This window comes from Hahella sp. HNIBRBA332 (assembly GCF_030719035.1).
Classification (GTDB): Bacteria; Pseudomonadota; Gammaproteobacteria; order Pseudomonadales; family Oleiphilaceae; genus Hahella.
In genome coordinates, this window is the sequence record NZ_CP132203.1 from 917,490 (window position 1) to 929,553 (window position 12,064).

The window sequence follows — 12,064 nt, forward strand, 5'->3', positions numbered from 1 at the left end:
ATTGTCGATGCCGCCTGAGATAACCATACTGCTCGCCGTTCTGCTTTACATGCCTTTGCATTTAACCCTGATGGCTGTGTGCGCGAGAGCCTTCGGCGTCAAAGTCAGGGAGATCAGCATTGGTTCCGGGCCTCTTCTGGCGCAGTTCGGCATTGTCAGCATTCGAGCAATTCTTCTCGCCGGTTACGTCAAACTTAAAGATACGCGGGAAGAGAGAGGTGAGAAGGGTGACGTTAAGCCGGCGCCTGACGCCTATGACAGCCAACCGGCCTGGATCAGGGCGGTAATTCCGCTTTCTGGATGCTTCTTTGTACTGGCTTTCGCATTGGGCATGTACGAAGACGGTTGGCGTAGTTTCGGCGCTGCCTTCGCGCAGATTTTTCTGGGGGCGCTCAGTCCTTTGTCCGTTGCGCAGGAATATTTGCGCGAAGGCGCCGCTTTCGCTGCCAGCAATAACTTTATCCTGCTATTCGCCCTGGTGGCGACCAAGCTATCCGCATGCAACTTACTACCTCTGCCCCATATGAACGGAGGGCAGGCGTTGATGGCGCTGTGCAAGCCGCGCCAAACCGATGCGCAGCCGAAATGGATGCTCTGGCTAATCCTACCGGGACTGCTGCTGCCGCTGAGTTGGATTGGCGCTTATGCCGTCTTTATCTGGAATGCAGTCACTGGCGGCTGAGTTCGTGCCGCCAGCGTATTATTTGTCAGCAAGGTTGTGATTGGTCTGCTGGGCTACTGCTTATCCGTTAAATTAATAGCCGGACAACGCATAGGCGGAGACTTCCCGCACGATTGCTTCGATATCGCAGGCATAGAAACCAGAGCTGTTGAAGCCGTTGATCTCCAATACATAGAGCTCCCCGGCGCAGACAGCGACGTCCATAACGAACACGGGAGCCGGACTCCATGTGGCCGCCATTTCTTCAGTGAAGCTGATTACCGTCTCAGGCGCGCCAGCAAAGACCTGCATTCTACCGTCAGCGCGGTAATGGCTGGCTGCGACGACCATTCCTGCGACGATAAACAAGCGCCACTCATGTTCAATGTCTTTCGGTTTCGCCGCCACCATGGGCAAAGACAAATCCACTGTGAAGCCGCCGGGTCTGAGTTTATCCGCCCAGTCCCTGAAGGCTTTGAAGGTAGTGATCGTCCCTGCAAACTCTTTCAAGTCTCCATTCGGTCGAATGAAAAAGACTTCCTCGTCGTTAGCGCCGCTTTGCGCAAATTGTTCCATGGTCAGAATCCGGGCGTCTGCGTTCAACAGGCGGTTGCCATAGTGGCGGAGAGCTTCGGAGAACAAAAACTGTCGTTCATCAAAGTAAGCGCAAGGGCTCCATTTGCCGGAGCGGTGCGCATGAGTGATGAAGTTGGAGGAGCCATAGAAAATAGTAGGTCTGTCGTTCGGGATATCAGGCAGATCCGTTGCGAACGGAATGACCCGAATCATGGCGCAGTCATAGCCCAGCCCGCGACAGGAGGATTCTATCTTCGCTGCGTCATCGCTGTCGCCAAGGTTGCTTTGCACGACCCAGAGCAGGTTCGCGGACGTATTTGATGTGCTCTCAGAAGGTTTATTACTCATAGTTTGATGGAGGGCTCGTGTGAATAAACAGGCGTATGAATAAGCGTATGAACAAAAAGACGCATGAAACAAATAGCTCTGTAACTCTTCGTCTGCGCCATTGAAGATCGCATGGCATGCTTATATACTCGCTTAAGAACTTAGGTTTTGACGTTTTCTGGAGCCGATTTATGCGCATGCCCCGTGAAAGGTAATCTGAAGCGTTCTGCTTCCGCCAGCCGAGTTATTCTTGTTTCCCCTGATCTCAGGGTCTTACCTAATTAATTGATATTGCTTTAACTTTCGCGTTTCAGTCCAGAAACAGCGTCCACCTTTTTCTCGCCAGCTTGATCAACGCCTTCAGATAAACGGCTGTTTCCAGCACTTTGCGGCATTCCATTTCGATAAAACCGACCTGAGCCTTTTCGAATCTGTCATAGTCGCCGGTTTCGATGGATATTTTCATATAGCGGTCGCTGTACAGGTCGTTACAGGACTTAATGCAGTACTTGTCGTGAGCAATGAACTGCATGGCGGCCGGCTTCAGGTGTTTGGGCAGACTTTCCAGATTGCAGGAGTCCATAAGGCCTTCTGAGGTGGAAAGGTAATACTGATAGGGCAGCCCTTTGTGCTTTTTGCTGGCGTCGCTTTGGTACTGCGGCAATTCGTTGCGGAAGGCTTCGAACTGTGAGCGGATGTGGCGCACGTAATTATCGAAAGGCGTTTGTAGATAGCCGTTCATCAGTGCGCGTTTGCTGTCGATATTGAGGTCTTCCGACGGCCGCGTCAGGCCCAGCGGCAGCCAGCGTCGCCAGCGGCTGACCTGTAACTTGCGGGCGATCGCCTTCACGGCTTCGTCGATTTCCTTACGGGTGGACAGCATCAAGCCGAAGTCTTCGAACAGCATCTCCACCAAGGCGTCCATTTGCGCCAGCGCCTGCTGCTGCGCGTTGATCAAGGTCAGGTAATAGCGGGCGGCGGGAATCAGAATCTGAATCAGAATGGCGCCCAACACCACGGCGACGATGCGGGGATCAATGGCGGCGATCCAGCTTTTGCCGGTTTCCGGGTGCAGAATATCCTGCAGCGGCGAACTGAAAATGCTGACAATCAATGCGATCAGCACGACGCTTAACGCAATCCAAACGAAAAAAGAAACGCGTAGAAATCCCCAGGTCCACGGCATGCGGCCTATCCTTCGATATTGGGCTGATGAAAGGGAAATATTAGAAAATTAAAGCATTTGAAAGTCAAAGAAAGGTCGTTTCAGCAAGAATATTACGAAGTTCTAGGAGGAGGCCTGGGCTTCCCATGCTGCTCCGTTGGTCAGGGCGTGCAGACGAAAGTAAAAGGTGGCGCCGCAGTTCGGCTCGGAATGGTAGCCGATCTGGCCATGGTGACGCTGAACGATTTCTTTGGAGATGCTCAATCCCAAGCCAGTGCCGCCTTTGAGGCGAGTGTCGGAGCTGTCAGCCTGGGCGAATTTTTGGAAAATCTTATTGCGGAACTCCGGGGGCACTCCTGGCCCCTGATCTTGCACGGAGACTTCCCAATAGTGGGCGTGAGCGCTCAGCGATAACGTCACAGCTTCGTCGGCGGGAGAGAATTTGACGGCGTTGGAGATCAGGTTATCCAACACTTGCCGCAAACGATCCCGATCTGCTTTTACGAACGCAGGTGACGCTGGCGCCTCAAAGGCGAGGCTGACGGACGCTTTTTCCGCGAGTTGCCGATTGGCGCCCAGGGTCTCCTCGATGAGGTCTCGTAAGTCCAGGCGTTCGAAGCTGAACTCCAGACCGCCGGATTCTATTTTCTGTATATCAAGCAGATCATTGATCAGGCGCAGTAAGCGTTCACAGTTACTATAGGCGATGTGCAGCATTTGCCTGGCCTGGTCGGGCAACAGGCCGAGGCGACCGGAATCCAGCAGCGCCAGTGAGCCGTTGATGGCGGTTAAAGGCGTACGCAGTTCATGGGAAACCGTGGAAATGAATTCGTTCTTCAGAATATCCAGACGCTTACGTTCGCTGATGTCGGCGATGAAACCGCTATACCCGTCCATTTTTCCGCTGGCGTCTTTGCTGCGCTGCAAATGGATTTCCACCCAGGGCGCCCGTTCCAGTTGCAAGGCGTTCAGGCGCAGTTCCAGAAACATACTGGACTCTTCCAGCCGGGCGATTTTCTGTAGCGCATCCCCCAGCTTGTCGCAGTCATCGGGGTGAAAGTAGCGAAACATTTCACGACCGATGGCGTCTTCGGGGTTTTCCCCGGTCAGGCCGCTCCAGGCGGGGTTAAGCACTCGCCACTGATAGGCTTTATCGATCTGAAAGATTACCTGCTTCAACCCTGTGAATAATTCCTGATAACGGGTTTCGGCTTTGACCAGTCGTTGCGATTGATCGATGACCGCTTTCTCTATTTTGACGGTATGCGCCGTCTCCAGCAGCAAAACGGCGGTGAGCAGACTGCCGAACAAGACAGCCAGTATCAAGGCAATCCAGGGCGTGAAGGACGCGTCCTGCATTACGAACAGATGCGTTGGCGTTATGGAAATGCGCCAGATCCGCCCTGAAATATCCATCTGCATGGTTTGGGTGAACATATCCTCCAAAGGGTTGTCCGGCGTGCTTGGGCGAGAAATGAACAGTGCCTCGGGTTGCTCTGGTTCGGTGATATCGAAAATTTCTATATGGAACAGCTCAAGATTGATGTCCTGGGATAAACGGTCAATCAGATTGCCGATCTGAACTGATCCCACAACAAACCCCATGACTCTGCGTGTTTGATCTGAATTGGAGTTCTGCGGCGGGCTGGAGTAAACCGGCGTAATACAGATGGCGCCTTTGCCGTAGTTGCCCGCCAGCGTAATCGGCGCTGTCAGTGTCAGTTCGCCCTTACGCATGGACTCCAGAATGGCGCTGCGGCGTATGTCGTTGGAATACAGATCGAACCCTTGTGCGGCGCGGGTGACTTCATTATTGGGCGTGACATACAACACCGGGACATAGAAATTGCGCTCTGAAGCCGGAACCTGCTGTTGGCCCAGTGTTTCGCGTATTTGATAGTCCTTTTCCAGCAACAACGACGCCCAGTGCTCGAAGTTTGAGCGGCTGGCGTTATCGATATAGGGCGCCCAACCCAGCCCGCTGATATCGCGATGGAAGTTGCGGAACTGTGAGGCGTAGCGTTCAAAATCCTGCGGCACTATGACCTTGGAGCCCTCAAACAGCAGGGCGAGGGCGTTGACGGCGTTGGTGATCCCCTGTACTTGATTGAAGGTGGACCAGTGCAGTTGCACGCCCTGCTGGCGCACGTCTTCTTTAATCTGCTTCTGGTCCGCTTGCACCAGATAATAATGAGAAATCACAGCGAGTGTGAACGACGCCATTCCAGGCAACGTCACCAGCAGTCGTCGCTTCAGCGTGCTGCTCTCCTTCTGAAGCCACAGCAACAGAATCGGGGCGAAGATCAATACGCCGAAGGTGTCGCCAAACCACCACGCCAGCCAGTGAGCGCCTGCGTCCTGGATATGTATAACGTTCAGGCTGGCCATCAGGCCAATGCTGATGGTTGCGCTGATAACGCAGGCCACGGGGCCGCCGAGTATGAGTAAGCGCGCCACATCTTCTTTTTTCTCCAGGGAAGGGCTGAAGTTTGCGCGCATTCGGATCAGGGTGACGCCGATGGCCGCCTCCAGCGGCGCGCCGATGGAAATGACCAGCGCCAGCAAGACTTTGCTGAAGGAGTCGGCCTGTTGCGATATCAGCTCCACGGCGAAACTCGCGCACCAGATGGCGGGCCAGATGCCGCGGCCGTAGTGGATCATTCCCGCCAGTGCGATGCCGGCGGGAATCCATACCGGGCTGGCGTTGCTGCCGGGCAGCGACAATAGCAGGCCGGCGCGGGCGGTGAGGAAATAGGCTATAGCCAGTGCGCACGCCGGAGCCAGAACGCCGAGCTTCGATGGCCGCTGATGTTTCGCCATGGGCGCGGGCAACCTCCTGTCGGGCTGAAAAAAGATCAGCGCCATGTTGATTATAGACACAAGTTTGCGCCACGTTGGCCGGATATAACCTTGGGATATTTAACGCATTGAAATCACTTACAGTTTTTTACATTTGTTTACCCTTGGGAACCGCGTCGTCATGGGTTTGGGAGGTTGACTTCGGTATGATGCGCATGCCTTCGCAAAGGGTGACAGGTAGTTTCTTTTAGAAGTGTCAAACATTTAGCCGCAGGCGCTTTCCCCTCTTTTTCATATGGATTTCTTTTTGATGTGTCAGGGTGGTCAATGATCTCAGTAAAACAGTTTTACGCAATCACACTTGTCGGTTTCAGTGCGGCTATCTCCGCTAACAGTTACGCGACGCCGGTAAATCTTGGCGCGGCGGCGAACTACAACGGATTCTTCCATGGCGACTTCACGTCTTCCCCTAACGACAGTGAAGGCGCGTTGGCGGTAGGCGGGAACGCCAGTCTTACCGGTTATACGCTGAACGCTTTCCGTGAAAACGATGGATTAGCGATAGTCGTTGGCGGCGATTACAGCCATGTTGGCGGCGATATCCATGGCGACGCTTTGGTTGGCGGCCAGTTCACCACCGCCAGCGCAGGCATTTTTGGGACCGTGAAGGATCATGCGGTATTGCCGATTAATTTTGACGCCGAATTCACCAAGTTGACGCAACTGTCAAAAGAGCTGTCTTTGGCGGATTCCCTTGGCGTAACCGAACAGTGGGGCGCTCTGACTTTCAATGGCGACAGCTCTGGCGACCAGCAGATCTTCAATATCAGCGAGAAGGATTTCGAATCTGTCTGGGGCTTCTTCGCCAAAGACATCGGCCAACACCAGGAGTTGATCATCAACGTGGCGGGCGACGTCATCGATATCGACCCCGCTGACTACAAAATCAAAGCCAGCGACTGGTCTTGGGTGGGTAATGAAACCAGCGTCATTTTTAACTTCTATGAAGCGACGCAGATCAACCTGTCCGCAGGCTTCTATGGGACCATTCTGGCGCCGGGCGCAGATATCTTTGCTAACGGCGGTCATGTTGACGGTCAGGTGATTGCGCACTCCTGGCAAGGCGCCAATCAGTTGAACTGGCGTCCTTATGAGCACAATGTGGAGCTGCCTGAACCGACGACGTTTGGCCTGATGTTGTCCGCGCTGGCGGTTGTAGGCGCCGGCGCATTGCGTCGCAAGCAGCAGGCGTAACGGGCGAAGACAGTCAGTGGCTGTGAATTAATAATGATGAGAGAAGGCCCCGAATTCGGGGCCTTTTTGATGGTTACTGGTTGCTGGTTGCTGATCAGGAAGAGGCGGGCGCTTCCGCCGCCTCAGCGGCGTCGCCTTGTTGTCCCAGGTTGACGTCGCTTTGTTCCGGCTCGGTCACGGGGGCGGCGCTGACGAAGCGGGCGCGCTCCAGATCCAGCAGCGAGTCAACATGACTGGCGTCGATCTTGAACACTTGCGGGCGATCAGAACGGGTGAGGATGTAATAGTCGCCTTCCGCCGGTTTGCCGAAAGTCAGCTCAAGGGATTGCTCGCCCTTGGCGTTTTTCTCTTTTAGCTGCAGCGTAAAATGAAGCTTGGGTTCGCTTAGGTTATATTCCGGCTTCACTTCCGCGCCCAGTACATCCTCAAAGCGCATGTCCGCCAAGGACGCAAGCAGTTTGTGGGCGGCTTCCTCATTGGTGATTTCGCCGTTCTGCAGGTCTTCCAGGTCCCATCTGTCGCCGTTTTTATTCAGCACGATATCTTTGATTTTGACCTGACTGATACTCTCTTCGGGCACGGCGGTCAGCTTGCTGTCCACCCAGTCTTTGCCCGTCATGGGCAGTTCATGAATGGCGTAATTGACTGCGAAGACGGCGTCCTGTTCATTCAGACGCGCGTGAACTTTGCGATATCCCGGGGATGTGCCCAGATAGAGCGTGGCCAGCGTGTCCCCCCCTTGGGACAGTTCCAGTTTGCGCTGGAACTTATCCTCGGCGACTTCAAAGCGCTTGGCGCCGGACGCGGTGGTGGCCACAGGCCAACTGGCCTTGATCTCTTTCAGCTTGGTCAGCATGGCGTCCACTTTACCGTTAGCGACGGGCAGGTTGTAGTAACTGGCCACCACCCAGCCGTCCTGTTCTTTCTTCAGGTCGACTTTCGTCGTTTCTTCGCCGTAGATATGGATGGCGTCAGGCTGCCTGGACTCCAGGTCAAGCAGCGCCTGGTCGGTGTGGGTGTACGCCGGCTGTGAGCCAGGCCAATGCAGGGCGACGATAAGCGCCGCCTGCGCCACCAAGGCGATGGATAGTAATTTGGTCCACTTGGCGTTCATCTATCAAGCCCTCCCTAATTCCAGCATGCCGGCGTAATAGCTCTGCCGGCGGTTGAACCATAAGCGGAACAATGCATACAACAACGCCAGTCCGGCGATCGCCAGGCCGTAGTTCAGGTATTCCCAGAACTGTTGGCGCTCTGCGCTCATGGGGTAGAGCGTATTGGCGAAATGGCTGCGTGAGCGGATTTGCAGCAGACTGCGATCCTCCAGCGACCAGTCCACGGCGTTTTGCACCAATTGCATCGAGTTGAGATAAGGCGCTCGTTCTGTGGAGCTGATCAGGCTGATGGTCTGGTCATTCAGGAACTCGTTGGAGGAAAACAGAATGATGCGCGCGGACTCCGGCGATTTATCGATTACGCCGCCGAAGTGCGTTTTCTCTTCTTTGTCTTCTTTCTGTCCGGGCTTATCGCCGTCAGTGGAAGTTTGATCCGCTTTTTGCGCGTCGTCGGCTTTGCTCAACAGAGGCGACTCCTTGCCTTTGAACGAGGACTCGAAACGCCCTTCCAATGCGACGCCCACCAGATAGGATTCCGGTTCGCCCTCGCTGGTCCAGGGACTGACGTGGCCGTCGGCAGAAACCCGAGGCGTTACGTCCAGCTTATCGGAAGCCCAGGATTGCGGCGAAGAGCGCAGCAATTCCGTGACCTGCAGCGCTTTGGTTTTCTCTTTATCCAGCTCAATGGGGGAAGCCCAGCTCATGGTGACGTTAGGCAGACCGGAGGTGATTGCGGAATCCTGATTCATGCCGGTGTCGCGAATGTCGGCGAAGTAAGGGTAATCCAACAGACGTATCTCCCGGAACGACATGCCGCCCACATTACGCGTGACTGGAATGGGGAAGCTGGCGTTCTGTGGGTCCAGCACCATGGACTGAGCGAGATTGATCCCGTAATTCTGCAGCCATGTCTCCAGCCCGGAGGTGTGTTTGCCCGCCGTGAGGGAGTTGGAGGTCATGCGGGTTTGGTAGGGGGATGTGGACAACAGTACTGTGCCGCCTTTCATCAGGAACTGGTCAACGGCGAACAGCTGCTTGTCGGACAGGGACTCCGGCGCCGCCAGCATGAGAATATCTGCATCTTCTGGGACCAGGCCATCCTTCAGGTCGACTGTTTTAACCGTCATGGTTTCCATCAGCTTGTCGTGCAGCGTTTTGAAGCTGGGAGAGCTTGGCTGACCGAACTGCTGCATGTAAGGCTTGGCGTCGCTTTCCGGAACCACCAGCGCCAGCGTCTTGGTGAAGCCCGCTGAGAAGCGCTTCAGGCCGCTTTCAATATTACGCTTGAGACCTTCTTTGTCGAGAGAGTCGGGTAGGGCGATCTGCACGTATTGTTTGCTGTCGTTCATCAGCAGATAGAAATAGAAGCGCTCATCGGACAGCAGGCTGGTGGCCATCGGTTGCATGCCGAAATCCTGCTGAATCTGCTGCGCCAGCGAGCCGTCGCCTGCGTTGGGGTCCTGCAGTTCATAGCTGAACTTGCCGTTGGACTCCTGTTTGATCTCCGCCAGTACGTCGTTCAAATCCTGCGCCAGGGTTTGCAGTTCTTTCGGCAACTGCTGGGTGGAGGAGACGTAGCCGTTCAATTTTACCGGGGTGTTAATCGTGGCGAACAGGTCGCCCTGGCTCTGGTAGGCGTACAGCACTTTCTTGATGGCTTTGGTGATGTCGTATTCCGGATTGCGCAGGCGCACGTCCAGGTCCGATTCATTGCGGTCCTTCACTTCGATCAGGTCGCGGAAGCCCAGTACTTCGAATTGATCGCCGTAGCTGATCAGCACGTTGAAGTAGGAGTTCACCAGTGACGCCTGATACTTATCCGACACCTGGAAAGGCACAGGGCGGATGCTGTATTTGTTGTTGGCTTCGTCTTCCAGCTCGGGATTGCTTTGCGGGTCGACGAACTCCACGCGTACTTTACCGCCGCCGGCGACTTCATACTCTTTGATCAGATCCCGCAGCTGGGGAACCAATGGAGCCAGCAGAGGGTGGGTTTTGGCGGAGAAGTAACCGCGAACCAGCAGAGGCTCCTGCAATTGGTTCAGGTAGTCGCGGGTGGCGTCGTTGATGGAGTACAAATTGCCGTCGGTGAGGTCCGCACGCAAGGTTTTGACTTCGCTCAGCCACAGGTTGGCGGCGAACAGGTTGGCGATCATCAGGCCGGAAACGGCGTACCAGGCGCGATGGTTGGAGCGGGCGCCATCGCTGTTGGCCCAGCGCTGTTTCTCCAGCGCCAGCACGTTAAGCGCGAGGAACATGCCGACCAGACTGAGATAGTAATACAGGTCGCGAATGTCGATGATGCCGCGTGTGACAGACTCAAAACGGGAGCCAGCGCCCAATTGTTTCAGGACTTCGCCTGTGGAGTATCCAAACAGGTCCACCAGCGTGTCGGACCCTAACAGATACAACAGTGAGCAGACCAACACCGTGACGATCAGACTGACGATTTGCGAGTCATTCTTAGCGCTGACATACAAGCCAATGGCGAGGTAGGCTGCGCCAAGACACAGAGTGGCCACATAGGCGCCGATAACCGGTCCCCAATCCAAATGCCCAAGGTAAGACACGGTGAAGGGGATCGGCAGCGTGAGCGCCAGGGCAATGAGCAACAGAATGAAGCAGGCGATAAATTTGCCCAGCACCAATTGCAAGGGCGTCACGGGCAGCGTCATCAGAAACTCGATGGTGCCCATGCGCTTTTCATCGCTCCACATGCGCATCGTCAGCGCCGCCACCAGGAAGATCAGCAGCAGCGGCATCCATTCAAACAGGGGGCGCACGTCTGCGATATTGCGGGCGAAGAAGGCTTCCACCCAGAAGAAAATAAACAGGTTAACCGCCAGAAAGGCGGCCAGGAAAACAAACGCCACCGGCGAAGAGAAGAACTGAGAGACTTCCTTGCCGGCCATCCGTAATACGCTTTTTTCAGGCAGCATAGGGAACCTCCGCGACTTGATTCACTTCCTTGAATACGGTTTCCAGGTCGCGCACTTCCGGGTGCAGCGCGAGGATGGGCACATGGGCGTTAATCAGCTTGCGCGCGACGTCGGACACGAAGCTCTCGTCCACATGCAACAGGGAAGTGTTGAGCGCGTAGGTGGACGTGCCGCCATCGGTGGCGATCGGATGGATGTCCTGTAAGGCGCCCAGGTCCGCCAGCGCGCTCTTTATCTGCGTCTGGCCTGCACTGCTGCGCAACAAAAGACGCTGCGACTTTTGCAGGTCCGCCAGAGAAGAATCCAGCGCCAGTTCTCCGTGACGAATCATCAGTACGCGGTCGCACATGGCGCTCACCTCTTGCATGATGTGCGTGGACAGTATCACCGTGGAATGGCTGCGCAACGACGTGATGAGATCGCGCATGTGCTGTATCTGAGAAGGGTCAAGGCCGTTGGTGGGTTCGTCGAGAATAAGAATTTTGGGGCGGTTGATGATGGCTTGGGCGACGCCAACTCTTTGCCGGTAACCCCGGGATAAGGTGCTGATGGAGTTAAGCGCCTTATCCCGTAAATCGGTGCGGGCGATGGCGTCTATCACCGCCTGACGGCGCTTGTTCGCAGGGGTTCCTCTTAGTTGTGCGGCGTAGTCCAGATAATCCACCACGGTCATTTCCGGATAAGTGGGTGGATTTTCCGGCAGGTATCCCATCTCGGCGCGTAACGCGAGTGAGTTTTCGCGCATATCTTTGCCATCGATGAGGATGCTGCCTGACGAAGGCTCAAGATAGCCCATCAGCATTTTCATGATCGTGGTTTTGCCGGCCCCGTTATGGCCAAGCAATCCGACGATGCGGCCGCTTTCGATATTGAAACTCACGTTATTGACGGCGGTGAAGTCGCCGTAATGACGGCTGAGGTTCTGGACATTGATCATGGAATCATGTCTCCCTTCTGACATTTACAACGAATAATGCTTATTGATTGTGCTCGGCGTTGCGCCGATATGATTCCGGGAGTGTGGGCCTTTGGCCTTTCGACGTCAAAACGCCAATAAACCCGATTCCCGGGCGCGATAAAAAATAGGGGCTTAAATATAAGAAAAAAATACCTCGACCGAACAAAATTAATGAAATTTAACCACTTGTCGCGAATCAAGCGCACGCCGGAAAGTCCCGGCGCGCAGGGGAAAGGTCAGGTGGAAGGATTATTATTAACATGGCGATGA

Annotated in this window: 8 protein-coding genes; 2 read left to right on the top strand and 6 right to left on the bottom strand. The window is 54.9% G+C overall.

Annotated features, from left to right (window positions below; translation table 11 throughout):
- Positions 1 to 7: 7 nt before the first annotated feature.
- Positions 8 to 682, top strand: a complete 675-nt coding sequence (locus O5O45_RS04305) for a site-2 protease family protein (protein ID WP_305904041.1) — start codon at positions 8 to 10, stop codon at positions 680 to 682.
- A gap of 72 nt (positions 683 to 754) precedes the next feature.
- Here the strand turns inward: O5O45_RS04305 and O5O45_RS04310 are convergent, their stop codons facing one another.
- From O5O45_RS04310 to O5O45_RS04320, 3 genes are all read right to left on the bottom strand, one after another.
- Positions 755 to 1,585 (bottom strand): ATP-grasp domain-containing protein, encoded by an 831-nt coding sequence (locus O5O45_RS04310; protein ID WP_305904042.1) that lies wholly within the window; start codon positions 1,583 to 1,585, stop codon positions 755 to 757.
- A 289-nt stretch (positions 1,586 to 1,874) separates the two neighbouring features.
- Entirely contained in the window at positions 1,875 to 2,750 is an 876-nt protein-coding gene (locus O5O45_RS04315; protein ID WP_305904043.1) for a hypothetical protein, read from the bottom strand.
- A 102-nt stretch (positions 2,751 to 2,852) separates the two neighbouring features.
- On the bottom strand, positions 2,853 to 5,549 hold the full coding sequence (locus O5O45_RS04320) for a CHASE domain-containing protein (protein ID WP_305904044.1): 2,697 nt from the start codon (positions 5,547 to 5,549) through the stop codon (positions 2,853 to 2,855).
- 306 nt (positions 5,550 to 5,855) lie between these two features.
- Here O5O45_RS04320 and O5O45_RS04325 point away from each other — a divergent pair, with 306 nt between their 5' ends.
- Positions 5,856 to 6,782 carry a choice-of-anchor A family protein gene (locus O5O45_RS04325; RefSeq protein ID WP_305904045.1) on the top strand — a complete coding sequence of 309 codons (927 nt, stop codon included), beginning with the start codon at positions 5,856 to 5,858 and terminating at the stop codon, positions 6,780 to 6,782.
- Between the two features lie 94 nt (positions 6,783 to 6,876).
- On the opposite strand, the gene O5O45_RS04330 is transcribed toward O5O45_RS04325, so the two are convergent.
- From O5O45_RS04330 to O5O45_RS04340, 3 genes are read right to left on the bottom strand one after another with little or no spacing between them, the layout of a single operon-like run.
- Positions 6,877 to 7,896: a DUF4340 domain-containing protein gene (locus O5O45_RS04330; RefSeq protein WP_305904046.1), complete on the bottom strand. Its 1,020-nt coding sequence runs from the start codon at positions 7,894 to 7,896 to the stop codon at positions 6,877 to 6,879.
- A 3-nt stretch (positions 7,897 to 7,899) separates the two neighbouring features.
- A complete protein-coding gene (locus O5O45_RS04335; protein WP_305904047.1) occupies positions 7,900 to 10,836 on the bottom strand; it encodes a Gldg family protein in 2,937 nt (978 codons plus the stop codon).
- Positions 10,826 to 11,773, bottom strand: coding sequence for an ABC transporter ATP-binding protein (locus O5O45_RS04340; RefSeq protein WP_305904048.1), 948 nt, complete (start codon positions 11,771 to 11,773; stop codon positions 10,826 to 10,828). Before O5O45_RS04340 ends, O5O45_RS04335 begins: the two co-directional genes overlap by 11 nt.
- Positions 11,774 to 12,064: the final 291 nt, after the last annotated feature.

What these genes read in the sequence shown, in the direction of transcription:
- O5O45_RS04320 (WP_305904044.1), bottom strand. Translation starts at nt 5,549, where the DNA reads ATGGCGAAACATCAGCGGCCATCGAAGCTCGGCGTTCTGGCTCCGGCG.
- O5O45_RS04330 (WP_305904046.1), bottom strand. Translation starts at nt 7,896, where the DNA reads ATGAACGCCAAGTGGACCAAATTACTATCCATCGCCTTGGTGGCGCAG.
- O5O45_RS04305 (WP_305904041.1), top strand. Translation starts at nt 8, where the DNA reads ATGCCGCCTGAGATAACCATACTGCTCGCCGTTCTGCTTTACATGCCT.
- O5O45_RS04315 (WP_305904043.1), bottom strand. Translation starts at nt 2,750, where the DNA reads ATGCCGTGGACCTGGGGATTTCTACGCGTTTCTTTTTTCGTTTGGATT.
- O5O45_RS04340 (WP_305904048.1), bottom strand. Translation starts at nt 11,773, where the DNA reads ATGATCAATGTCCAGAACCTCAGCCGTCATTACGGCGACTTCACCGCC.
- O5O45_RS04335 (WP_305904047.1), bottom strand. Translation starts at nt 10,836, where the DNA reads ATGCTGCCTGAAAAAAGCGTATTACGGATGGCCGGCAAGGAAGTCTCT.
- O5O45_RS04325 (WP_305904045.1), top strand. Translation starts at nt 5,856, where the DNA reads ATGATCTCAGTAAAACAGTTTTACGCAATCACACTTGTCGGTTTCAGT.
- O5O45_RS04310 (WP_305904042.1), bottom strand. Translation starts at nt 1,585, where the DNA reads ATGAGTAATAAACCTTCTGAGAGCACATCAAATACGTCCGCGAACCTG.